Source organism: Jeotgalicoccus nanhaiensis (genome assembly GCF_015235105.1).
GTDB classification, from domain to species: Bacteria; Bacillota; Bacilli; order Staphylococcales; family Salinicoccaceae; genus Jeotgalicoccus; species Jeotgalicoccus nanhaiensis.
Window position 1 is genome coordinate 224,732 of sequence record NZ_JADGLW010000001.1, and the last position, 24,140, is coordinate 248,871.

Annotated in this window: 20 protein-coding genes; 5 read left to right on the plus strand and 15 right to left on the minus strand. The window is 39.2% G+C overall.

The features are described 5' to 3' along the window. Positions 1 to 100 precede the first annotated feature (100 nt). A complete protein-coding gene (locus IR135_RS01070; RefSeq protein WP_167753327.1) occupies positions 101 to 2,092 on the plus strand; it encodes an acyltransferase family protein in 1,992 nt (663 codons plus the stop codon). Between the two features lie 199 nt (positions 2,093 to 2,291). On the opposite strand, the gene IR135_RS01075 is transcribed toward IR135_RS01070, so the two are convergent. From IR135_RS01075 to IR135_RS01095, 5 genes are all read right to left on the minus strand, one after another. Continuing rightward, complete coding sequence (locus tag IR135_RS01075) at positions 2,292 to 4,265, minus strand: acyltransferase family protein (RefSeq protein ID WP_135095910.1); 1,974 nt, start codon at positions 4,263 to 4,265, stop codon at positions 2,292 to 2,294. A gap of 66 nt (positions 4,266 to 4,331) precedes the next feature. Continuing rightward, complete coding sequence (locus IR135_RS01080) at positions 4,332 to 5,963, minus strand: heparinase II/III domain-containing protein (RefSeq protein WP_135095912.1); 1,632 nt, start codon at positions 5,961 to 5,963, stop codon at positions 4,332 to 4,334. A gap of 22 nt (positions 5,964 to 5,985) precedes the next feature. Further along, positions 5,986 to 6,792, minus strand: coding sequence for a hypothetical protein (locus IR135_RS01085; RefSeq protein ID WP_135095914.1), 807 nt, complete (start codon positions 6,790 to 6,792; stop codon positions 5,986 to 5,988). Beyond that, positions 6,789 to 8,312, minus strand: coding sequence for a hypothetical protein (locus IR135_RS01090; protein ID WP_135095916.1), 1,524 nt, complete (start codon positions 8,310 to 8,312; stop codon positions 6,789 to 6,791). Before IR135_RS01090 ends, IR135_RS01085 begins: the two co-directional genes overlap by 4 nt. Before the next feature lies 1 nt (position 8,313). Continuing rightward, positions 8,314 to 8,802, minus strand: coding sequence for a competence protein ComK (locus IR135_RS01095; RefSeq protein ID WP_135095918.1), 489 nt, complete (start codon positions 8,800 to 8,802; stop codon positions 8,314 to 8,316). A 215-nt stretch (positions 8,803 to 9,017) separates the two neighbouring features. On the opposite strand from IR135_RS01095, the gene IR135_RS01100 reads away from it, so the two are divergent. The 3 genes from IR135_RS01100 to IR135_RS01110 all read left to right on the plus strand — a co-directional run bounded on the left by IR135_RS01100 (position 9,018) and on the right by IR135_RS01110 (position 10,974). After that, positions 9,018 to 9,485: a sigma-70 family RNA polymerase sigma factor gene (locus IR135_RS01100; protein ID WP_135095920.1), complete on the plus strand. Its 468-nt coding sequence runs from the start codon at positions 9,018 to 9,020 to the stop codon at positions 9,483 to 9,485. Positions 9,486 to 9,559: 74 nt separating this feature from the next. After that, positions 9,560 to 9,772, plus strand: coding sequence for a DUF2187 family protein (locus IR135_RS01105; protein WP_135095922.1), 213 nt, complete (start codon positions 9,560 to 9,562; stop codon positions 9,770 to 9,772). Positions 9,773 to 9,894: 122 nt separating this feature from the next. Beyond that, positions 9,895 to 10,974, plus strand: coding sequence for an LCP family protein (locus tag IR135_RS01110; RefSeq protein ID WP_135095924.1), 1,080 nt, complete (start codon positions 9,895 to 9,897; stop codon positions 10,972 to 10,974). A 554-nt stretch (positions 10,975 to 11,528) separates the two neighbouring features. On the opposite strand, the gene IR135_RS01115 is transcribed toward IR135_RS01110, so the two are convergent. The 10 genes from IR135_RS01115 to IR135_RS01160 form a co-directional block, all read right to left on the minus strand. Further along, complete coding sequence (locus tag IR135_RS01115; protein ID WP_135095926.1) at positions 11,529 to 12,386, minus strand: hypothetical protein; 858 nt, start codon at positions 12,384 to 12,386, stop codon at positions 11,529 to 11,531. 21 nt (positions 12,387 to 12,407) lie between these two features. Beyond that, on the minus strand, positions 12,408 to 13,757 hold the full coding sequence (locus IR135_RS01120; protein WP_228063369.1) for a TrkH family potassium uptake protein: 1,350 nt from the start codon (positions 13,755 to 13,757) through the stop codon (positions 12,408 to 12,410). Positions 13,758 to 13,880: 123 nt separating this feature from the next. Next, complete coding sequence (locus IR135_RS01125) at positions 13,881 to 15,320, minus strand: S1C family serine protease (RefSeq protein WP_135095929.1); 1,440 nt, start codon at positions 15,318 to 15,320, stop codon at positions 13,881 to 13,883. 71 nt (positions 15,321 to 15,391) lie between these two features. Next, the gene (locus IR135_RS01130; protein ID WP_135095931.1) at positions 15,392 to 16,174 is read right to left on the minus strand and encodes a TerC family protein; all 783 of its coding nucleotides are present in this window, start codon (positions 16,172 to 16,174) and stop codon (positions 15,392 to 15,394) included. Between the two features lie 258 nt (positions 16,175 to 16,432). Beyond that, positions 16,433 to 17,989: a peptide chain release factor 3 gene (locus IR135_RS01135; RefSeq protein WP_135095933.1), complete on the minus strand. Its 1,557-nt coding sequence runs from the start codon at positions 17,987 to 17,989 to the stop codon at positions 16,433 to 16,435. Next, on the minus strand, positions 17,973 to 18,233 hold the full coding sequence (locus tag IR135_RS01140) for a YueH family protein (protein WP_167753328.1): 261 nt from the start codon (positions 18,231 to 18,233) through the stop codon (positions 17,973 to 17,975). The genes IR135_RS01135 and IR135_RS01140 overlap by 17 nt, the downstream gene beginning before the upstream one ends. After that, positions 18,208 to 19,707 (minus strand): UDP-N-acetylmuramoyl-L-alanyl-D-glutamate--2,6-diaminopimelate ligase, encoded by a 1,500-nt coding sequence (locus IR135_RS01145; RefSeq protein ID WP_135095937.1) that lies wholly within the window; start codon positions 19,705 to 19,707, stop codon positions 18,208 to 18,210. Before IR135_RS01145 ends, IR135_RS01140 begins: the two co-directional genes overlap by 26 nt. A 130-nt stretch (positions 19,708 to 19,837) precedes the next feature. Beyond that, the gene (gene tatC, locus IR135_RS01150) at positions 19,838 to 20,683 is read right to left on the minus strand and encodes a twin-arginine translocase subunit TatC (protein WP_135095939.1); all 846 of its coding nucleotides are present in this window, start codon (positions 20,681 to 20,683) and stop codon (positions 19,838 to 19,840) included. A gap of 11 nt (positions 20,684 to 20,694) precedes the next feature. Further along, positions 20,695 to 22,425 carry a GMC family oxidoreductase gene (locus IR135_RS01155; RefSeq protein ID WP_135095941.1) on the minus strand — a complete coding sequence of 577 codons (1,731 nt, stop codon included), beginning with the start codon at positions 22,423 to 22,425 and terminating at the stop codon, positions 20,695 to 20,697. 112 nt (positions 22,426 to 22,537) lie between these two features. Beyond that, entirely contained in the window at positions 22,538 to 23,332 is a 795-nt protein-coding gene (locus IR135_RS01160) for a gluconate 2-dehydrogenase subunit 3 family protein (RefSeq protein WP_135095943.1), read from the minus strand. A 400-nt stretch (positions 23,333 to 23,732) separates the two neighbouring features. Here IR135_RS01160 and IR135_RS01165 point away from each other — a divergent pair, with 400 nt between their 5' ends. Then, positions 23,733 to 24,125 (plus strand): hypothetical protein, encoded by a 393-nt coding sequence (locus tag IR135_RS01165; protein ID WP_135095945.1) that lies wholly within the window; start codon positions 23,733 to 23,735, stop codon positions 24,123 to 24,125. Positions 24,126 to 24,140: the final 15 nt, after the last annotated feature.

The following is a 24,140-nucleotide window of genomic DNA, read 5'->3' on the forward strand; positions in this document are numbered from 1 at the left end:
ATCTCGATTGAGATCATTTTTTTATATTTCTTCCCTATATTTAAACTGAGATATTCTGTATTATGGAAATATTGAGCTTAAATTAAGGAGATGTATATAGTTGAATAATTCTTTAACTATAGAGAGAAGATTCCGTCCTGAAATTGAAGGATTAAGAATTGTAGCTGCTCTATTAGTCGCTGTTTATCATATTTGGATTGGAAGAGTATCCGGAGGAGTTGACGTGTTTTTTGTTATTTCAGGTTTTTTAATAACAACTTCGATTGTTTCTCGATATAATCGTTATGGAGAATTAAAATTCTTTCCATTCATTACCAATCTAATTAAACGTTTACTTCCATCAATTATCGTAATAGTTTTTACAGTTATTGTTTTAAGTATATTCTTATTGCCAAGAACAATTCTAGATAAAACTTTTTATGAAATAATTGCTTCTTTGCTTTATTATCAAAACTGGCAACTTGCATTTTCCAATACAGATTATTTAAGCCAGGAACAGATGAGTACACCCTTAGAACATTTTTGGGCAATGTCGATTCAAGGACAGTTTTACCTTATATGGTTTGTTTTATTTTCACTCGTATTTATTTTGTTAAAAAAGAAAACAAATTTAAACGGAGTAAAGATTATAAATATTGCTTTATCATTGTTATTCTTAACTTCATTTACATATTCAATTTATTTAACTGCCGTAAACCAGCCTTGGGCATATTTTGATACATTTACTAGAGTATGGGAGTTTTCTATTGGCGGCATACTTGCAATAAACCTATCAAAAATTAAAATCAATTCGTTTATAAGTAATATTCTCGGATGGGTTGGATTCATTGGGTTATTATTAACAGGTATTATATTTGATGTTTCAACGATGTTCCCGGGTTATATTGCATTGTGGCCGACACTTTGTGCAGTCGCAATTTTAATTGCTGGGAACAGTTCAAGTAATACCGGAGTTACTAAATTCCTTGGATCTAATTTAATGGTTAAACTTGGAGGTATCGCTTTCGGTATATATTTATGGCACTGGGTGTTATTATCATTCTATAATTATCATTCGGAAACAAATCCAAGCATCCTTATAGGTATAACAATTATAATCACTTCTATTGTTCTCGCCTTGTTTATGTCCAAATTCATTGAAACACCTTTTAAAAACATGGAGATATCGATAAGACCGTTAAAATATATTGGTTACGGAATATTGATTAACTTGTTTATATTAATTGGATTATTTACTATTTACAATAAATCTGTACCAAATATTGAAGAATTAATAAATGACCCTGACTATCCTGGCGCGTCTTCAATTTTCTATGATATGGAAGTACCGAATGCCACTCCTATACCAACCCCAGAAGAAGCTATGAACGACCTTGCAGATTCTTATGATGACAAAATGAATCAATCTAAAAACGTAGGTTCTTTAAAAATTGGAGAGTATGGTCAATTAGAAAATAATCAATACACTGTAGCTTTAGTAGGTAGTTCTCATTCTGCGCATTGGCTTGGTGCGTTACAATATTTTGCAGAAGAAGAAAATATAAAAATTCTTAATATAGTTCAGGTAGGAAGTCGCTTTTCTTCAACTAACACATCGGACACCACTGCAGCTTGGAATAATAATGTCATGAATTACTTAGAAGATAGTAAAAATGAAATTGACTTAGTCGTTGCTACTTCAGATATCGGGAGCGTAGATTCCCCTCTCCCACCAGAAGGTATGGCTAATCAATTAAATACTATTGGTGATGAGATAAAATTACCTATAATGGCTATACGTGACACGCAACGTTTTGGATTTAATATTCCTGAATATTTAGATCAATATGGTTATAAAGCTACAAAAGAAAAAATGAATTCTATTGAACCTATCAGCGAAACGATGCCTTGGGAGAAAATAGATTATAAATCACCATTAGTCCACCCTGTAGATTATAATGATTACTTTAAAGTTAATGGTGAGTACGAACCTGTTATTGGAAATGTTCTTGTGTATTTTGATGGAAGTCATATTACGAATACTTATTCAAAAACAATGGGACCAGTGTTACGTGAAGATGTTATAGAATTGCTTGATAAATATTCTTCTTAAAATTTAATGCTGAGTGTTATTAATCTCCAACACCAAACATTCTATGAAAATATAAAAAACTATCTCAGGTGCAATCGTGCTCCTGAGGTAGTTTTTTTATTAAGAATCATTACTCGTGTACCAGTTCAGAACAAAAGACTATTTTTTATCTGTATACTTGACAGCGACAGTTAATATTGAAGTAACAATGTTTTTTGCTTTAACGTAGTAGTATTTTTTCAATGTCTTTTCGAATAATTGGCGCAAAAGTTTTGTTAAAAGTTTCAGTCATATGATTTTTGTCTCGATAAGCTAAAACATTTCCAACTATAGGGGGACACGTAGCTCTGTCACACAAGTAATCTGTATAATCCACATATGTTACGTTCTCCGGCGGATTTGACAACTTCTCCCATGCAGATATAGGGGATAGAGTTTTAGATTTCTCTATGCTGCACTCACTAGGTTCATTAGTACGACTCAAACATTCCACAACATCTTTCTCGAAATAAGGAGTATCGCTAATAGCTAGTATGGGAATATTATAATCATTTAGACTTTCAAATTGCTTAAGAAAACCTTTCGGAACTTCTTCATATTCCCTATCTGCAATGTCTGCTAATGTTATTACTAAATTTGGTTCATACTCTGCAAGCTCATCTACTACTTTAGTATTCCACTCATAACAATCGTCTGCAATGCCTTCACTATTATCTAAAGAGAATCTGCACCCGCTCTTTGTAACATTCAGTATTCTATAATTATCTCCAAGATTTTGAAGACTCGGTAGCCAATGCGTTGATTTCGATCCTCCTACTAAAGCAACTGTATGTTCATAGTCATCAGTATTACCATACTCACAAACCTTAACTTCGGATTCTCCAGGAGAAAGCTGACAACCATCAGCATATGGAGAGGGGCTGTCTTCCTTAGCAGTTTCGAGAGACGGTATAGGTTTTGAACCTTCAGGAGAGAATGATATGTCTTTTGAAAGAGCCCCTGGATAATCGCTGTTACCTAGAAGCTTCTCCTGATTTGAACTCTGCAGTTCGCCTGCTCCATACCATGCTCCAAGCAGAGTGAGCACTACACCTAACTGAATTGCGATAGGTATGAATTTTCTAAACGTAAAATTGTTTTTTCCAATTAATTTGTTGATTGGTGTTTCTAATAATTTGTTCCCCAGATAGCTTAAGATTAGTGATATAAGTATGATTAACATCCCATGTAATATACTGACATCAGTCGTGTCAAAAATTACGTAATAAAAGCTTAATATTGGCCAATGCCATAAATATAATCCGTAACTCAATCCACCGAGCCAGACCATTAATTTACTGCCCAGAAATTTTTCTACACCAAGTTTCGATGAGTTTTCTCCTGCTACTAAAATGAACACTGCAGCTATTACAGGAAGTAATGCAGTGTATCCTGGGAAGCTTTTTTCAACATCTAGCATTAGTCCTGTACCTAACAGAATTAATAAACCACTCCAGCCCATTACTGTGCTTATAAATTCTGGCAATTTAATTTTATATATAATAATTAAAAGTAATCCTCCTATACCAAATTCCCAAACCCTTGTCCTGGTATCAAAATATGCCAGGGGCTGATTGACAGCAGTCAGATATACAGAATAAATAAATGATAATATTATTAAAGTTAATAATATTCCTACAAATGACTTTTTAAAATCAACTTTAAATTTCTTGTGGATTATAATTGCTAAGCTTACAATTAAAAACCATATTACATAAAATTGTCCTTGTATAGACATAGCCCAAAAATGCTGGACCGGACTTTTTTCACTTCCCTGATTTAAATAATCTGTTCCTGATATAGCCAACTGCCAGTTTTCAAAATAAAATATCGATGCAAAAATCTCTTTTATTATTCCAGCATGCCGATACTCCGGCATAATAAAGTAACTTGCTATCAACACAACCGTTAGTACCAGTAGAGCATTGGGCAACAGCCTTTTTAGCAAACCGTATATAAAATAAAAGAAATTAATATATCCATCTCTTGCATATCTTGAAAGCAATGAAGTTGTTATTAAGAATCCGGACACTACAAAAAACACATCTACGCCGCCTGAAACTCGCATCATCCAAATATGATATGCCGCTACAAGCAATGCTGCTACTGCTCTCAAACCTTCTATTTCTGGTCTGAATTTACGTTTTATTTCCATTAAAATACCTCGTTACTTTACTTAATCTATAATTAAATTTGTAAATTCAGCTATTTAACTGACTACCTAAATTAGGAATTTTGGTAATTCATAAATCTTATCATCAAGTTTTACCTGAACACTATTAGATTCTTCAAAGATATTTAATAATCTTGGTTCTTCCAAATGAATGACAAAATAATCATTGAACTCCGAAGCATTTTCTTTGGTATTAAGTATTTGATGAGTTTTTACTACCTTGCCACTTGAAGGCGAATTTACCGCTCTTGGCCACTTAGACTTGGTATTTCCATTTAAAATATTTACATCGATATTTTCCGGAAATTCTAACGTAATACTTACATCATCATTTTTCAGCTTAAATTTTTCATCTGATAAGTGTTCCAGCGTTACATTGTGGTCTAGATTTAATCTTTGATGCCAAGTATCAAGATTTTTGCTAGTTCCATTATCAAATACAATGATTATATTTTCTTGATGTAAATAATAGATAGTCCTTCTAAGTCGTGCATCATCATAACCATTGTTATAACCTGAAACAACAGTATACAAGCTACTATCTAAAAATTTATCAGTCCAAATTGTTTTATGAATTTTATTTAATTTATCTTTTTTATAATTTTTTGCTAATGAAAAACTGCTGTGTGCTTGTCTTTTCACAATATATTTTCTAAATTTACTAGTACTATAATTAAATTTCCCAGGATCTACAAAAAAATCTTTATATTTATAGTTTAAAATAAAACTTAAATCATCAGAATGTTTATGTGTGATTGTAGAAAAACCACATATGAATGCTAAATATAATAAACTTTTTTTATTTTTTATAATACTTATTCCAGCTGCTGGTTCACTAAAATTTTCCCATATATTTTCTATTTTATTTGAATTATTTACATGAAAACTATCGCCTATTGGCGGGAATTTATTGTCAGGCTTTAAAACCAATGAATAATATTTTCTTATAAGCGGAAACATGTTAGTGACTTCTACGCCTAATGATCTATTATTTCTTTGTAAATACTCTTCCAATCCCTCATATAAACCAAACACCATCTGATGGTATTCTGGTGAATTTTCCAAATGAACTCCATTATCTGAGTATGTCACCCAAAAAATTGATTTAACTCGTTCATAGCCTTTAAGAAAAAAAGATTCATTATTTGTTGCCAAACCGAGGACTATCAAGGCTTTGTCCATCATAATCCCGTGATTATTATACCTATGAATTTCGTCATCACATAATAGTTCTGCATGTTTTGACAGTATATTCATATATCTATTTTCATCAATGGATATCTTTTCTTTTTTAGCATTATAAACAAAATCAATAAGAACTTGGCTTCTTGCACCGATAGCATGATCATACCAAGTCATCTTAGTTTCATTACCGGCATCAATATAATCAAACCAACTTTCTATAATTTCTTTTGATTTAAATATAAATTCAACATTAGCAGTTTCACGATATTGATTTAATAACTCATTAACTACACGTAAGTTTTGAAGATATAACTGATAACTGGTTTCTACTTTTGGATGCTTATATTCCCAATCGAAATCTTTTTTAAATTCTATATCATCAAATTTGGGAAATGGTTCTATAATATTATTCAATGCCTTTTCTGCAATTCTTTTAGTATTATTTGATGTTTCCAATAATGGAAATACATTGTTTTCATTTAAGTCTAAATTCATAATATCCTCCTGGAAATAAATTTTAAGCCTTTACTATCCGCTTCAGCTGCTCTATCTCTACAAACCCGATGGAGTTTTTCTCATTAAGCTGTACATATGATGGCAGTTTCCCTTCAGCTTCCAGAGGTTTTTTGCTCACCTGGAATTTACCGATAATCACCATTACTCTGTGGACAAGTGTCGACAATTCATCTACGATATCCTGGTTAAGTTTTGATACTTCCAGATGAATGATCGGATTTTTACGTTCTTTAGACGGAAACATTATTGTCCGGATCCATTTCAGTTCACTAGTTGTCAGTTCTTTTTTGGTTTTTAATTCCAGTATCAGGAAAGGAAATCTGTCCTCATTTTTAAAAGCATTGTCATACTGCAGTTTAAAGTGATACAGTTCAAAGCCGTGTTCTTCATACCTGATTAAATACTGATGTTTTTCCTGCTGCACAAAAAACACAGTACCGTATTCTACATTAGAGCCCTGCTCAAGTTCCTTGAATTTATCGACGACATTTACAAGCTGCGAGTAATCGAGCAGCACCTGTCCTGCCTTATGTCCGTCTTCAGACTTTTTCTGTGTGACTGTAATCTCCACTTTATCTGATGACAGCACCGCTTTCTCCTTGCCGTGAAACAGGGTGGATGTTTTTAACCGGTGAAATTCCCCGTATGTATACCCATTGGTTTTTATAGCAGGTAAATATGAATTGAATATCAGATCTTCCTGCACCAGCTTTCCAAGCAGCAGATCGACCGTTGATTCAGCTGGCACATCTATTTTAGTAATTGAAATACCGCTCTCATAATCTCTCACTTTAACTTTTAATTTCAAGTTGCTCTCTCCTTCTCCAACTGAACAAATGATTTTAATATATCCACTCGCAAGGCGACCAGTTCAGCGTCTTCATACATTGATTGTACTTTAACATCACGCAGTTGAGAACTGTTTGCCGGAATTTTTTCCGTGATAAATTTCATAAAAGTAATTGCATAATCTTCTTTAACATTCGTCGCCTGATATGGAACGTAAAAATCTGTCACATTATTATTGTAAAATCCTTCGAGCTGAAACTGGCTTTTATGAGAGTTTTCGAGCCAGGATTCATCATACTGGGACCAGAATCTGTCTGCATGCTTATCAATAATAGTATCTTCTTTGGCACAGGAAATATCCGTACTGTCACAGGCCTCGTCAAAGTCATCTATCGGCAGGGAATAGATATGCCCGAATTCATGAATCAGGTTGCGGTACTGAGTCGCTTTATGGAGATTGTCCCGCACATCTATGGCAAACACAGTTCCGCCTCTCGTTATTGATACATAGGCGGCTGTATTACCCTCACCATCTGAGAATAAACGGTATTCATTAATGTCCTCTAAATAACGATGGGGAAATACAGCTTGAAAAGTATTCCATATTGACATAAATGTTTCTTCATCACCTAAAGGGAGCGAATTTTCAACTTCTTTATCGGCGATTTTGAAATCTTTTATTTGGTAATCAATATAGGTTGTCCGTGTCCGGTTTTCAAAAAATATATGCGGTTCATCCTGCAGATCGACATACTCTTTCAGTTCTGAAAGATAACGGTCACCGAGCTCTGTACATGTTTCGACAGTGTCACAGTCATCATGCTCTACTTCAAGTGACCAGTCGACTTCCGCTTCAAACGACACTCTGTCACTGCTGATAAACTCCAGCAGCTTGAACCCTCCTGTAAAAAGCAGCACCAATACAGCAGCTATCAGCAGCAGCTGGATTACTGTTCTGCCCGACCGCTGTGCAGCTGTTTCAGGTATATCCCGGTTTTTTGCAGGGGTACTGCTGATGATTCCCCGGCTAACGAGTGTTTCTTTTATTTCATTAATATGAGCGTGGTAATTCGGAAGACCGGTATTTTCCAGCATAACGAGATTTTTATCATCTACAGATCGGGGGAGGTATTCTCCGCATGTAAACACCAGTATCTGAAGACCGTTTCTTCGTGCATAGTTCAGTATATATCTAAAATCCCGTTCTCCGATATCGGTCGTCAAAATCACCGTATCGATGGCCTTTAAATATTTTGCTTTCTGATTAAACGTATCGTAAATATTTGAATTCACTGTAAATCCTTCGTCACCGGTCATACCGTACGGTGCCGATACAGACTGCGCACTTCTGTGGCTGACCCCGGCATTTCTGAGTGAATCTTTTAAGGTTGCTGTCAGCTCTGTTTCCTCCGAACTGAAATTCGTGTGAAGATACACATCCTCGTATGTATGTCGTGCTGCGAGAGCGGATATTAAATGGCCTCCGGTAAGATGAGATTCTTTATTTTTATAAATACCGCCGGCTATAAGAATCGCCATTTTATCCCTCCCTGTCTTTAAAATACTTCCTCACTGCATTCTGATGTTTAACCGTTCTGTCCAGTATAAATAAAGTTTTCTCATACTGCTTCTTTGAAAAACTGTAATCATAATCGGTTTCCACTTCCCGGCCGTCTATAAATGTAATGACCAGTTTATTATTCACCTTTTTAAAATCTATCAATTGGCGCAAATTCACAAAAAACGGATTCTTGTATTTGCAGCTGTGCAACGGAAAAAGTACAAACTGATATTTCTCATCGATAATAATCGGCTGAAGCCTGTGTATATTATGTATCAGTTTAACATTTTGCCGCTTCACCTTAATACTGCTTGAATAAAAGTAAACCAGCGTATCATCAATCCATTTTTCAGCAGTCTTCTCACAGTATATTACACCATCAGTATGAACAGCACGGCATAAGTACTCAGGATGCACTACCGGCTCTATATAAAGCACCTGCGGAGTCAGCTCAGGGACAGTCAGCATATTCTCACCCCATCATCAATTTGATTAAACATACTTATTATAACCTTAAGTTAACTTATTTAATATAAATATAACTATTGTTAACAAAAAATATATCATAAGTTGTGTTAAGTACACTTTTTTTGTTATTACTATGTTTTATCCCCCGTTTAATTTTTCTTATATTAAGTACATCCGGAAAATCTTATGAATCGATTCATTTAAGGATAACTTAAATGGCAGCAGACAAAAAAATTATTTCTTATGAACCGATGATTCACAGTATCATACAGCAGCTGAATATTTTATATGATAAAGACGAGTATATGCAGGTTGGCCGCATTGCTGTTTTTGAAGCTGTTAATAAATTCGACAGCAGCAAAACATCATGCAGCGAATCACAATTTGTTTATACACTCATCAGGCAGCGTCTGATTGATGAAATAAGGAAAGTTTCGCGCTATCAGGAACGGCAGTCACCGGCAGAAGATAATATTATCGAAATACAGGCGGCAGATGATTCTTATAAGCTCGAAAATACAGCTCAAAAAGTATTAAATGAACGGGAATACCGATGGTTTACGCTTACTTTATCAGGCTATTCTTTAAAGGAAACTGCTGAACTTCTTAAGGTCAGTGTCTCCACTGCCAAAAACATCAGGAAAAGTGCGCGGGATAAACTGCAGAAAAGCTTTCTGCTATGAGTACTAACGCTTGTAATTTCCTGTGTTTATAGTATAATGTCAGTCATTATCGCTATTGTAGTGGAGGAATTTACATGGATGCAAAGAAGAAGGAAAAAGAAGAATTAGATGTTAAAGTAGGCAACATTGTTGAATTCGACGATCTGATTGGTAAAGTGGAAAAAATTAATGATAACTCTGTTATCGTTGATATTACTATTAATGATCACTTTGACGAACATGAAATGTTTGAAAAAACTGTAGTTAATCATAAAAGGTACAAAATTATTGATGACTCCACAGATTAATATTTAAAACAGGCAAATGGTTTTGGCCATTTGCTTTTTTTATACCTTTTATTGACAACAGCAGTGCATTAAATATATATTTACATTAACATTGAAAAATCTTCCAAAGTGGGTTATTAACTATGAAAAAAATTCTATGGACCATCTTTATTATTTTAGGTGTCGTGCTCCTCGCTGCAGTCATCTATATTCTTTATCTTTTTAATGCTTTTAACAGCGGGATATCAGATTCCTACGAAGAAATTGATCGGGACCGTTCAGAACTTCGTGTCGATGATGTCGATGCATCAAATGACAACTTCACAGTTCTTATTCTCGGTATAGATGCCGATGCTGAAAGAACTCAGGATGGCCAAATTAACGCAGACCACTTCCGTTCGGATACTATGATTTTAGCAACATTCGACCGTGAAAATGACGACGTCAAAATGGTCAGCATTCCGCGTGATACGCTTGCCTATATCGATTCGATGAATTATTTCGATAAGATTAACCACGCCCACGCATTTAACGGACCTTCCGGAGCAATGGATGCAGTTGAATCATTACTGAACGTGCCGGTCGACCATTTCGTCCGCGTTGATATGAACGCAGTTGTAGAAATAGTCGATGCAATCGGCGGTGTTGAATTCGATGTACCTTATGAAATGAACGGACTCCAGCCGGGTCTTCAGCAACTGAGCGGTGAAGAAGCACTTGCAGTAATCCGCAACAGAAGCATCGATTCTGATTTAGGACGCGGTGTACGTCAGATGGATCTGATCGAAGCTGTATTTAAACAGGCTCAGTCCTTCAGTACATTATCCCAAGTTGATGACTTGATTAAAATCTTCACAAGCAATACAAGTCATAACTTTGAGACAAGTAATATCCGCTCGCTCGCATCATATTACTTATTTAACGATGTAGCATTTGAAAATTCACAGCTGCAGGGTACAGGATTTACAAGCGAATCCAATGGTGTTTACTATGCATGGCCGGACGAGGAACATCTTTTCGCACTGTCCAACACGATTCGCGATATTCTTGGACTCGACCCTTCAACAGCCAATGATTTAATCAGCATCAGACTTGGAGAACAAATCCAGCCGGTAACAGAAGTCAGCACGGATTTACTTGAGAACTATACACTCGACAATCCGCCTGCTTACACTGAAGACGGTGCACAAAACCAATACGGTGACGGATTCGGAGTAGAATAATTTTAAAGCCATCTGCAGCTGCAGATGGCTTTTTATATTGCTGACTGAATTTGAAGGGATGGATGGTGGGGATGGGGATGCACGCTTGGAGCTTGGGATACATATGAGACCTGCTCATGCCTATGCAAGTTTCGATACGTATACATGAAATTCGCTCATGCCTATGCAAGTTTCGGTGCGTATACATGACACCCGCTCATGCCTATGCAAGTTTCGATACGTATACATGAGACCCGCTCATGCCTATGCAAGTTTCGTTGCGTATACATGACACCCGCTCATGCCGACGCAAGTTTCGATACGTATACATGACACCCGCTCATGCCTATGCAAGCTTCGTTGCGTATACATGACACCCGCTCATGCCGACGCAAATTTCGTTGCGTATACATGACACCCGCTCATGCCTATGCAAGTTTCGGTGCGTATACATGACACCCGCTCATGCCGACGCAAGTTTCGTTGCGTATACATGACACCTCATCACGCCACCCCCCCCAACAAAAAAGGAGCCACAGACAACTGTCTGATATGCTCCTCTTTTATCCAGAAAATTATAAATACCTGTAAACAAGGTCCAAATATTCAATATCTTCCGCAACTTTGGAAAATTCTTTGTCTCTGATTGCCATACTATGTCCCAGATATTCAAAAGTGTTAACTCTTGTTTTAAATCTGATGTCAAGCTCCATTATTCGTCCATTATGGACATGGTGATACAGCGGCACCTTTTCGCCGTGCACGCGTGTTGTATTGAAAACGGGTGTCTGTTTATCATAATTTCCTTCATAGGATGAACCGGTAATTACGATGCCGACGCCTTCCAGACTATTTTTCAAATTTTCTATACAGACCGAATCGTCGGTGAAATCCGATACAAAAACGATAACATAATCCGGCTCCTCCTGACTGTGCAGATAACGCAGCCATTTTTTAAAGGATGCTTCTAAATTCACCGATGAAATCTGTTCAGTTTTATCTTCTGACGGACCGCCGTATCCGCCGATGACTGCGAGCTTCATTCTGTTCATATTAAATATTCTGTACGGCTGGCCGTAAAATGGCTCAGCTGTAAATTTTTGAACGATATTTGTGCTGATCCATGGGAAATACGATGTCCTCATCGCCTTGCCTGTAGCCCCAATATTTTTCAGATCACTCACATTGAGTGTCGCAAATTTATAATGCAGATGATTCATACTCATAATATACGGATTTTGAGGCCCTCGTGTATTTACAGCATTGCCAATGGCACCCCCGAGGTCGCAAAATATCGGCCGTTCATATTCTTTCATGCTCATACTGTTGACCGCACTGGAAATTTTACCGAAGGTCACGCCTTCTTTTTTACCCAGACACCCGTTCATATGCTGTGTAATATACAGCTTGACGTTAAAAAATTCAGATACCATTTCTTTCACTCCCTGCTGATTCTAGCCCACCATCAGGCGTTCTTCAGAGTATTTATAAGTCAGTTCCCGCTGTCTGCCGGCGATTGACAAGAGAAACGATACAAATCCAATTCTGCCGATAAACATAAAAATCATTATTACTGCTTTACTTAATCCTGATAACTGCTCGGTTATCCCTGTAGATGTTCCAGTTGTACCGAAGGCAGAAGTTACTTCAAAGATAATCTGGGTCAGCGTAAATTGATGGCCATCCGCAATTAAGACGGTAAGAATTCCTGCGAAAACAAGAGCAACTGCAAGTGTAAAAACAGCAAAAGCCCGTTCAATATCTTTCTTCGCTATCCTTCTCTGAAATATATTGATATGCTGCCGTCCTCTTGAAAACGATATGAGGAAGAGTATCAATATAGCAAAGGTTGTCGTCCGTATTCCTCCGCCCGCACTGGATGGCGATGCTCCTATAAACATGAGCACGCTCATAATCAGCTGCGTAGTCTCAGTAAGCTGTTCCACAGCAACAGTTGTTATTCCCCCGCTTCTTGTACTTGCTGATAAAAACATGCTTGTCATTACAGACGACAGAATATTTTTATCTTCAAAATATTTTGCAGCTTCAAGCAGATAAATTAAAATTGTCCCGGCAAGAAGCAGTACCCCGTAGGTAGATGCTGTCACTTTCGTAAATAATGAAAAACGAAAGCCCGGAGAATGTTTACTGAAGAAATGCTTCAACTCTATTAAAACCGGATAGCCGATTGCCCCAAGTATAATCTGGCACATTACTGGTATTTCAATGAATAAATTTCCTTCCAGATGTGTTAAAGAATTACTGTACAAATCAAGTCCGCCATTTGTTGTTGCTGAGACCGATAAAAAGGTCCCGTGTAAAAATGCGTAAGCCAAATCGCCCGACTGCATATAGAAATATGATATATAAATAAGGGCGCCGGCAACTTCAACCGCGATAAGCAGCGTTATAATATCAAGCACGAGTTTTACTGCACCGGACATTTTATATTGTGCATTGTCTGTAATAATCTGCCTGCGTTCTTTAACACCGATACGCCGCCCGAGCAAAATCCACAGCAATGTTCCGACCGCCATAATCCCGATGCCTCCGAGATTCATTAAAAACATCAGCAGTATATATCCTGGTATATTAAATGTTTCCACTATTGTAACTGTACTTAAACCGGTAACGGATATCGAAGATGCTGCAACGAACAAAGTATCGATAAATGAAATTCCGTCAGTCCGATAAAAAACCGGAAGACTGAGCAGTAAAGTTGCTGCTGCCAAGGCCAAAAAATAATACAGCAGTATGGCTCTTTGCGGACTTAAGTTCGTAAACCGCCGGCGTAATTTTTTCAAAAAGACTATCCCCAATCCGTAAATCACATAATAAAATAATATAGACACATTATACAATAAAATAACCATTTCTGATTAAAAAAACGGAATCCCTGTATCAGGATTCCGTTAAAATTTATTTTACTATTCCAGTACTACCGTTGCCGACTGCTGTTCGCCGTCGCGGTAAAAGTCAATTGTCATTTCTTCACCTGATGATTTTGCATAATAGAGATGCTGTCGCAATTCAACCATATTGTTAATCGGCTCTCCATCCAGGTGAGTAATCACATCAAGTTCCTGAAGCCCCGCCTCTGCAGCAGGAGAATTTTCCTGCACGCCGCTGATGATTACGCCGCCTTTAACATCTTCAGGAAGCTGCAGCTGATCGTAAACAGAAGATGAGGCCACATTTAAAAGATCCTGCAGTGTAATACCAAGGAATGGTCTTGTAACTTCTCCGTTTTCCTCCAGCTGGGAAGCAACTTGTTCCACTTCATCTACCGGAATTGCAAAACCAATTCCTTCGACTGAAGCAATGCCGACCTTCATCGAGTTAATACCGATTAAACGTCCATTAGCATCGATTAGAGCTCCGCCGGAGTTGCCCGGGTTGATTGCTGCATCTGTCTGAATAACGCTCGCTTCCCAGTCGTTTGAGCCGTCTCCGTCCAAGTCAACGGGAACGGAGCGGTCGAGGCCTGAAATAATACCCTGCGACACTGAACCTGAGAATATTTCACCGAGCGGCGAGCCGATTGCGATGGCCGGTTCACCAACCAGTAAATCGCTGCTGTCGCCGAATTCAATCGTAGTCTCCACAACGTCAGATGGAATACTGAGCACTGCGAGATCTGTCCATATATCCGAACCGACGAGTTCTGCATCTACCGAATCGCCGCTTTCCAGATTTATTTTAATTTCTTCAGCACCGTCGACCACATGATGGTTCGTTATAACGTACGCAGTGTCGCCTTCAGTTTTATAAATTACACCTGAACCGCTGCCTGCTTCTTCAGCTTCTTCAGAAGTAGAATTAATACCCGGTATAATTGACTGGATACGCTGCATGTTAATAACCGACACAACTGCCGGCTTCGCTTTTTGTACTGCAGCTGTCGTATCTGTAATTACCTTATCAGTGTTTTCTTCTTCAAGCTGCTGCTTCACTTCCGATAAGTCCTGATTCGAATCTACTTCAGAAGCGGTTTCTTCACCGGCTGATTCTTCTGTTTCTCCGTTATCATCTGTACCGGTAAATAAAAGGTAGGCCCCGAGGACGAGAAGCGCACCGATAATTCCTGCAAGAAGCGGCAGTAAAAATGATTTAAAACCGCCTCCGCCAGAATTTCGAGGTGGCTCTTCTGTACTCCGGAAGTTTGAAGTGCTTTCCTCTTCTTCAGGTGGAGAATTTATCTCGCTGCCGGTATTATGATCCGTACCGAATTCTCTTTCTTCTTCACGTGATCTAGTAAATTCAAATTGATTTTCAGCGTCTTCTGCTGACTGATTCTTATCCGTGAAGTTTCGTGCTGTCCGTCTGTATTTTTCTCTGTCAATCGGACGTTTTCTTTCATCGCTCATAATAATCACTCCCTGTTATTACTTTACAAGTAATTATAAGGCCTTTTGAAATTTCTTGCCAATTATAACCGTCAGGATTTCGCTGCTGTTTTGCCGCTGTCTTTTTTACTGCCGCCAAACCAGCCGAGAAGTACGATGATAATCATCACGGCCCAGAAGATAATTTTCCAAGTCGTTGAGTGCGGGAATTCTGCCGGAATAATACCAATTGCTTCATGAGCCAATGTCAGCACTGTCAGTTTAACCCCGACCCAGCCGACGATAACAAACGCCGCTACTTCCAGTGACGGGCGTTTTGCCAGCAGCTCAACAAAGTAATTTGCAAAGAATCTCATAATGATAACCCCGACAAGTCCGCCGACAAGCATTACAGTATACTGTCCTGCGTTAACTCCAAAAAAGTCTCCGCCGACTGCAGGCAAGGCAAGTGCAATTGCTGCAGCAGCTAAAATAGAGTCTACCGCAAAGGCTATGTCCGCGAGCTCCACTTTAAAAACAGTCATCCAGAATCCGGATTGTTTTTTGTCCTTCTGTTCCTCGATTAAATCATCAGCAGTTTTGTCCTTATGCTTTTTGATAGCGATTAAGTGTGATATTGATACGTAGAATAAATACAAGGCACCTAATGCCTGAACCCACCACCACTGCACGAGCCAGACGAGTAATAATATCGCAATAACCCGGAAGACAAATGCACCGAGCAGTCCGTAAAATAATGCTTTCTTTCTTCGTACAGGATCTAAATGACGCACCATGACTGCCAGTACAACAGCGTTGTCCGCCGCAAGTAAACCTTCCAGCCCAATTAACACAATGAGGACCCATGCATATTCCAATAATACAGCTGTATCCATCTTTATTTCCTCCTTTTCATATTAAACACAAAAAGAGACCAAAACAGCCAGTCCGCGCATATTTTTGCACAGCACTGTCTGTTAAGGTCTCACGATACAATAATATATATTGCTCGGTGCACCGGGATTTCTCCGTAATGACGATGCACCGATAGTTTCCTATTCGTTACTCCCCTTAAAATACAGGTTCATTATATATGTTTTTTAATTCTTATTAAATATATGATAGTCAATGTAAAAAGTAAAGTGAAATTTACTTTACAGCAGACTGTATAATTTGATTTCCGGATATTTATCCGAGAACCAGCGCATCGCAAATTCATTCTCAAACAGGAAAACCTGCTGATCAAAACGGTCGTATACTAAATTCGCCCGCGGCGAGTTCATTGAATCTTTAATATCTTCTTCATTTTCTACCCAGCGCGCGATTTTTCTGCCGACGGGTTCCATAACGATATCCGTATTGTATTCATTTTTCATACGGTGTTCGAACACTTCAAACTGAAGCTGGCCGACCGCGCCTAAAATTGGCTGGTTCGTATGCATCGATTTGTAATACTGAATTGCACCTTCCTGCACGAGCTGTTCGATACCTTTGTAGAAATGCTTCTGTTTCATTACATTTTTAGCAGAAACTTTCATAAACATTTCTGGTGTAAACTGCGGCAGATCGATGAAATCACGCTGTTTTCCACTGTAAAGAGTATCGCCGATCTGATAATTTCCTGTATCGTATAAGCCGATAATATCGCCGGCATACGCTTCGTTAATAGTTTCTTTGTCGTCAGCCATAAACATCGTCGCCCGTGTAATCTTCGATTTCTTTTTAGTGCGGGCAAGTACCGCATCCATACCCCGGGTAAATTTCCCCGAAACGATTCTCATAAATGCCAGACGGTCGCGGTGCTTAGGATCCATATTGGCCTGGATTTTGAAGATAAACCCGGAAAATTCTTCATCTGTCGGGCTGACTTCTGTACCGTCTGTCGTCTCGCGTCCGGTCGGCTCTGGAGCAAAGTCAACGTATGTGTCGAGAAATTCTTCAATACCAAAAGTTGATAAAGCTGAACCGAAGAATACCGGTGTCAGGTCACCCTTCGAAATTTTTTCTTTATCGAACTCGTCTCCCGCTTCTTCCACGAGCATAAATTCATCTATCGCATCTCTATAGGCAGCATCTTCTGTTATTTTATGCGGTTCAGTCAGCTGGTAATCATCGTCGAGCGTTAATGTTTCTTCTTCTCTGAACGGATTAATCGTGCGCTCTCGGCGGTTAATTATTCCGAAAAAGCTCTGCCCCATGCCGATTGGCCATGTCATCGGGTAGGTTTCAATCTCAAGCGTCGATTCAATTTCTTCAAGCAGTTCAAACGGTTCTTTACCGACCCGGTCCAATTTATTAATAAAGGTAAAAATCGGAATACCGCGCATTTTACAAACTTTGAACAGTTTCAGCGTCTGAGGCTCGATTCCCTTGGCAGCATCGATTACCATGACCGCGGAATCCACCGCCATTAAAGTGCGGTAAGTGTCTTCTGAGAAATCTTCGTGTCCGGGCGTATCCAGAATGTTTATCTTGTAGCCGTCAAAATCAAATTGCATTACTGAACTTGTTACACTGATTCCGCGTTCCTGCTCTACTTTCATCCAGTCACTCGTTGCAAATTTGCCGGTTTTCTTACCTTTAACAGTTCCCGCTTCGCGGATTGCACCGCCGAATAACAGCAGTTTTTCTGTCAGAGTTGTTTTTCCGGCATCCGGATGGGAAATAATCGCAAACGTCTTGCGTTTCTGTATTTCATCTTTTATATCCATTATTTTCTCCTAGCTCAGTTCTTATTACTGATAATATTGCTTCACTGGCCTCTTCACTTTCATCTTCATCGAGCACTGTGAAAAGATGTATAATCAGTTCTTCAGCCATCTCTTCTTCTGTGAGGTCCGAGCTCACCTGCATACTGAAGCTGAGTTCCGGTATGCTGATAATATATGTTTCTTTATACTCTCCGATATAAGTTTCACAGGCCGTCCCGTTAAATTTTACTGTCGCTGTCAACATATTCTTCACTCCGGTATTTTCTGTAAGCGGCATCCAGCGCAATTAAATCATCTCTGTGCGGTACTTTTACATAGTTTTCCATAATTTGATACGGTTCGCGCCCTTTACACGCGAGGATAATTGTATCCCCCGGTTCAGCCTTGTTCACTGCGTGAATAATTCCTTCTTCCCGGTCTGTATACGATACATAATTATCGTGGGCTGCACCTTCTTCAAGCAGTTTTACAAGCATGTTCGGATCGTCGTTCGCAGGATTGTCAGGCGTAAAGACTGCATAATCAGCCTGCGTCGCTATTTCGCCCATTTCAGCTCCTTTTGAAGAATCACGCTCTCCCGTCATGCCAATTAAGCAGATTAATCTGCCTTTAACGAAGGGTTTTACAGTGTTAATTACTTTTCTTAGGGCATCAGGCGTGTGGGCAAAGTCTATTATAATGTTAATCGGCAAGGTCGGATCGAGAACTTCCAATCTGCCGTCTACAGCTTTCATCTCAGGGACTGCAGATAAAATATGTTCAATATCGTAGCCCTGCAGCCATTCGCTGATAACTGCACACATTAAGTTCTGAATATTGTATTCCCCGACAAAAGGAGAGTTTACTTCAAAACTGCCCTCCGGCGTATTCAAGGTAAAATTAAAACCTTCAAGACTGCCTTTTATATCAGATGGATAAAAATCAGCCGTGCTGTCCATACCGTAAGATATTGTTTCAAACGGTGTCATATCTTTGTACACAAGAGACCATTCATCATCATTATTCAACACGACGTATTTATGTTTTTTAACATCCTGGCCAAGCTGGGAAAACAGCAGACCTTTAATATGCCCGTATTCCTCCATACTGTTATGAAAATCAAGATGATCCTGCGTTAAGTTGGTAAAAATGGCAATATCAAAGTCGATACCGAAAGTCCGCCCGAGTTTCAGCCCGTGAGATGATACTTCCATTGTAAATACTTCAGTATCATTTTCATGCGCTTCTTTAATACGTTTGTGCAAGCGTGTCGTTTCCGGCGTAGTATTGGCTGATACCATATGCACATCGTTAATCATAAAACCATTCGTTCCGAGATACGCACTTTTTTTGCCGAGTGCCATACTCAGATTGTGAATCATCGTTGAAACTGTCGTTTTTCCGTTCGTTCCAGTCACGCCGATCATGGTCTGGGATTCATGAGGAAAATCATAAATATATTCGGCAAAAAGAGCCGCAGTTTTCGATGGATCTTTTACTACCATAAGACCGACATCAGAAGGCAAGTCTACATAGCGGTCAGCTATAATAAAGCGGCATCCGCGTTTAATGACGTCTTCTACAAAGTTAAGGCCGTCGGTCTGTTGTCCTTTTATTGCTGCGAACACAGCTTCCTCGTGCGTTTCCCGGGAATCCGCTGTAATATCCCTGACAGTTTCCGGGAAATTTCCGTACGTGGTTTTTATCTTCAAAAGAGATAGAAGCATCGTTGATTTCATCTCAGTTACCACCTTTCAACTTAAGTAATTATACATGAAAATACCCTTCTAAAGATAGAGATATGTTGCTTTTCATTAAAAATGAGCGGACATGGCAATTTTGCCGTGTCCGCTCGTTTTAAAAATTATTTTATTTCCGTTCTTTTTTTTCTGCTTTCTCTTGCGCTTTTTGTTCTTTTTCCGCTTTAGCTCTTTCCTTCCGTTCTCTCCGTTTAATCAGAATAATACTCAGTTCGTATAAAAGAATCATCGGAATAAGTGTAACCATGTGCGTAAACACATCCGGCGGTGCAATAAGCGCTGTGATGACAAGTAAAATAAAATATGCGTACTTCCGCATCGTCGTCATCACTTCAACAGTCAGCAGTTCGATATGATGCAGGAATAATGCGACGACCGGGAGCTGAAAGACCAGCCCAAACGGAATCGTCGTTATTAACAGAAACGACATGTATTCATCTGCAGTGACCAGCACATTAAAATTCTGCTCTCCCATTTCAATCAGGAAGAAGTAGCTAAGCGGGTGCACAACAAAATATCCAAATGCCAGACCTGTTATAAAAAGCAGCAGCATGACCGGCAGCGACCCTTTCAGGAACTGTGTTTCTTTATCCACAAGTCCCGGTCTCATAAACTGCCACAGGAACCAGCATATAAACGGGATGGAAAACCCGATACTGATCGCGCCTGATGTTCTTAAATAGAAACGGATAACTTCAAACGGTCCGAGAACAACGATTTCCGCCCCTTTTGAAACGACCGGAAACCACCATCCGACAGTGGAGAAAATAATCAGGAACCATACTGTTATTACAACCGCAGACTTAATCAGGACAGATCTTAAATCCTCCAGGTGATCAGTCAGCGGGGCATATGGATCTTCTTTAGTTACTTTCTTCCGTTTAGCTACCGTTTCCGGTTCATTATTTACATGTTTGTTATCAGGATTCCGACTTCCATTTTGCTTCGGCTCCATTTTACATCACCTTATTCTTCTTCTAGGCGTCCGCCATCTTCAGCATATTTAATAATACCATCTGCACAGCGGTATGCAAGCGCTCCGACAGTCGCCGTCGGGTTATAACCGCTGTTGTGCTGGAAGTTTCCTGCACCGACGACGAACAAGTTATCGCGGTCCCAGTGCTGCAGGTAATTATTGACTACACTTGTTTCAGGATCAGAGCCCATCGTCGTACCGCCTGTATTATGTGTTGACTGGTAAGGAACGATATTATAATCAGTCAGCTCCGCCGCCAGGTCAACCTGGCTTGCGCCCATTTCTTCTAAAATTTCACCTGAACGTTCAGCAAGGTATTTCTGTCTCGCTCTGTCCTGATCAGTAAAATTATATGTGAGACAGACAAGGGGCACACCATAAACATCTGTATATTCTTCATCCATACTTAAGTAGTTTTCTCTGTGCGGACTTGTTGCCCCCTGCCCCGATACAGAAAGTACGCGGGTGTAGTTCGTAATTGACTCTTCTTTAAACTCTTCCCCCCATGAAGGTGTACCGCTCGGTACAGGGTTCGACAGAATCGGTCTTGCCCCGGTTTGAGTAATAGATATATTACCGCCGTGCAGGAAGTCAAGATCTTCGTGATCAAAGTTATCACCGTTGTAATCATCGAGTGCCATCCCAAGTGCTCCGGCTCCCATAAAGGTGTTAAACTGATCATCAAAGAATCCTGTTGCACCGCCGAAAATCTGGTAGCAGTAATTGCGGCCTAAAGTGCCTTTGCCTGTTTTCGGATCGTACTGTTCTCCGATATCTGAAACAGCCAGCAGCTTGTAGTTATTAAAGACGTAGCTTGTCAGCGCCACGACATCAGCAGGCTGAATGAATTCTTCACCTGTTATCGTATCAACAAATTTAACACCTGATACTTTAGAATCATCATCTTCATCAGTAATTACTTCCACCACATTAGCCTCTGTGCGCAGAGTAAAGTTATCACTTTTCTGAGCCGTTTTAATTACAGTAACTTCAGGCGTTGCTTTAGCGTCGTACTCACAGGCGAAACGTTCACAAAATGCACAGTACTGACATGCATTGATTTGTTCGCCGTCAGGATTTTCATATTGCTGGCTCAGGTTTGCGGATGGCATCATATGAGGATGAAGCTCCATATTCGTCGCAGCTTCTTCAAACATGCGGAGCATGCGTGATTTTAACATAGGCGGTGTCGGGTACGATTCTGAACGCTTTCCGCCAAGCGGATTCTCTTCACCGGAAATTCCGGCTGTTTTTTCAAACGTATTGAAATAAGGCTCCAGTTCATCGTAAGTAATACCCCAGTCTTCAAACTGATAGCCGTCATCCTCCTGCAGTTTCTTTTTACCGTAACGTTCTTCCGTCATCGATTTAATCTCGAAATCATACGGCAGGAATCTCCAAGTCTGGCCATTCCAGTGTGTACCGGCTCCACCTAAGTTTTCACCTAGAAGGAAAGACCCCTGCTGACGCATCGGCAGCGCTTTTTCATCTTTATTATTTCTGAAGGTTAATGTTTCTTTAGAAGTGTCCTGCATTAACTCGTAACGCACTGCGTACTTCAACTCATCATGCACATGTTGATAATCTTCGGTACCGCGTTTTCTGCCGCGCTCAAGACCCATAACGGTTAAGCCCGCTTTAGTTGCTTCGGCTGCGATAATACCGCCGGTCCAGCCTACTCCTACTGTTACTACATCTACTTTATCTAATGTTGTTGCCATAATTTTCCCCCTAAAATAAACTCAAAATTTATTGCCTGATTTCTGGTAATTGAATAATCAAATACAGACTCCAAAAAACTTCACTGGAGTCTGTATTTGATAGACAGCTAGATTAATGAGTCATACCAAATACCGGTTCAGGCTCTAATTCATGGAACTCGTCATCTTCAATGTATTGAATGTATGACATCTGGTGACCTGGGAATTTTTTCATTTTCCAGCCGGCCATATCGCGGTTGCCGCGGTAAACCGGGTCTGCATATGCACCTTCGAGTGTCGCTGAACGTAGCATTGTAAAGAAGTAGCTTGATGTTGCAGTGTGCGCTGGCACACCTAAGTCAACTTCTCCAGCTTCAAAATCAGTCAGAATATCATCCATCTGTCCGTCTTCTAAATCTGCAAAGTTGGCATCGTGGCGATCATTCGCTTCTTCGTTCAATTTTTTAATGCCGAGCATGAAATAATCCCGGCGATTTAAATTAGACTGATAACCTTGTGTCGGCAGCGGTTCGGCAAACGGTCCCTGCATATATTCTTTAGAGTTAAAGCCGTATTGGCCTGTAAGCTGACCATCAAGATAAAACGCACAGCCGAGTTCAATCGCTCCCGGTCCTGATTCTGTTTCCGGGAAAATGCGTTCCATCGCTGCAGATACTGTATTAAAATCAGTATCGTTTGCAAAGAATACACGGGAATTGTCTGTTAATCCTCCGGTTTTGTTATCTGTTTCAGTTCCTTCTGAAGCTGTGTCTTCAGTTGTTGAAGTTTCTTCAGATGAGGATCCATCCAGATTGAAGCCGACAAGCCCACCGAGTAAAGAACCTCCAATGATTCCGCCTGTTGCTACACCTGTAGTCTTTAAGAAGTCGCGTCTTGAAAACTGTTTTTCTTCTGGTGTTTTCGCCATTTTTAATTCCCCCTAATTAAATCTTATTTATCATACATTATAAACATATTATTTATAATAGAAATGATTAACTTACTTTTTACATCTTTTTTTAATCCACTCTGCTCAGTGGATACTCTATTATACTCCGATTTAACAATCTTAATTTTTATTAATATATTAATAAAAATAATGCAGCAGACCATTCCAAGAGTGGTACAATATGATTAAAGCTCTGGCTGCTCTCATATTTCATTATTCAGCATGTGAAATGCGTTTGCGGCTTCATCTGCAGTCTGAGTATTTACACTGCAGGATTTTTAACAGGTGTGCCGTCAGACTTATTGACCACCCTTGTAAAGTATAATATGATTAATTATATATTAAATTTGACAATTTTAACATAGGTGGTGGAAATTTTATGTCATTCTTTAACTTGCTTACCTGGAATAACAGTCATATGGATTTGCGTTACGTCGAAGATGATCTGCATGGCAAGGTAAATATTACCAATGTGTATAATGATGACCGTTACGTAAACATGGAGAAAGTTAATCAGAAATATGATGCAGAATTGCAAAACGCACAGCGCAGCATCAATTCCAACAGAATCATTATGCTGGTTCTTTTTACTCTTGCAGTATTCCTTCCTGCTGTGCTTTTAAGTGTAGTTCAAAGTAATCTCCTCTTAATCGGCGGTATTATCGTTTACGCTATTATTGCTTACTTCTTAATGGAAGCAGTGAACCAGGTTCAGATTAACAGAGTCCTTTATGATATAACCAACGACAAAGAAATCCATACGCAGCCTTAATCAGGTGCGCATGGA

Excerpts from the sequence above, each read along its gene's own strand:
- IR135_RS01110 (WP_135095924.1), top strand. The coding sequence starts at position 9,895 with ATGAAAAAAATTCTATGGACCATCTTTATTATTTTAGGTGTCGTGCTC.
- IR135_RS01140 (WP_167753328.1), bottom strand. The coding sequence starts at position 18,233 with ATGTTGACAGCGACAGTAAAATTTAACGGGACGGCCTGTGAAACTTAT.
- IR135_RS01115 (WP_135095926.1), bottom strand. The coding sequence starts at position 12,386 with ATGGTATCTGAATTTTTTAACGTCAAGCTGTATATTACACAGCATATG.
- IR135_RS01075 (WP_135095910.1), bottom strand. The coding sequence starts at position 4,265 with ATGGAAATAAAACGTAAATTCAGACCAGAAATAGAAGGTTTGAGAGCA.
- tatC (WP_135095939.1), bottom strand. The coding sequence starts at position 20,683 with ATGGAGCCGAAGCAAAATGGAAGTCGGAATCCTGATAACAAACATGTA.
- IR135_RS01080 (WP_135095912.1), bottom strand. The coding sequence starts at position 5,963 with ATGAATTTAGACTTAAATGAAAACAATGTATTTCCATTATTGGAAACA.
- IR135_RS01125 (WP_135095929.1), bottom strand. The coding sequence starts at position 15,320 with ATGAGCGATGAAAGAAAACGTCCGATTGACAGAGAAAAATACAGACGG.
- IR135_RS01105 (WP_135095922.1), top strand. The coding sequence starts at position 9,560 with ATGGATGCAAAGAAGAAGGAAAAAGAAGAATTAGATGTTAAAGTAGGC.
- IR135_RS01160 (WP_135095943.1), bottom strand. The coding sequence starts at position 23,332 with ATGGCGAAAACACCAGAAGAAAAACAGTTTTCAAGACGCGACTTCTTA.
- IR135_RS01135 (WP_135095933.1), bottom strand. The coding sequence starts at position 17,989 with ATGGATATAAAAGATGAAATACAGAAACGCAAGACGTTTGCGATTATT.
- IR135_RS01165 (WP_135095945.1), top strand. The coding sequence starts at position 23,733 with ATGTCATTCTTTAACTTGCTTACCTGGAATAACAGTCATATGGATTTG.
- IR135_RS01100 (WP_135095920.1), top strand. The coding sequence starts at position 9,018 with ATGGCAGCAGACAAAAAAATTATTTCTTATGAACCGATGATTCACAGT.
- IR135_RS01095 (WP_135095918.1), bottom strand. The coding sequence starts at position 8,802 with ATGCTGACTGTCCCTGAGCTGACTCCGCAGGTGCTTTATATAGAGCCG.
- IR135_RS01145 (WP_135095937.1), bottom strand. The coding sequence starts at position 19,707 with ATGAAATCAACGATGCTTCTATCTCTTTTGAAGATAAAAACCACGTAC.
- IR135_RS01130 (WP_135095931.1), bottom strand. The coding sequence starts at position 16,174 with ATGGATACAGCTGTATTATTGGAATATGCATGGGTCCTCATTGTGTTA.
- IR135_RS01090 (WP_135095916.1), bottom strand. The coding sequence starts at position 8,312 with ATGGCGATTCTTATAGCCGGCGGTATTTATAAAAATAAAGAATCTCAT.
- IR135_RS01155 (WP_135095941.1), bottom strand. The coding sequence starts at position 22,425 with ATGGCAACAACATTAGATAAAGTAGATGTAGTAACAGTAGGAGTAGGC.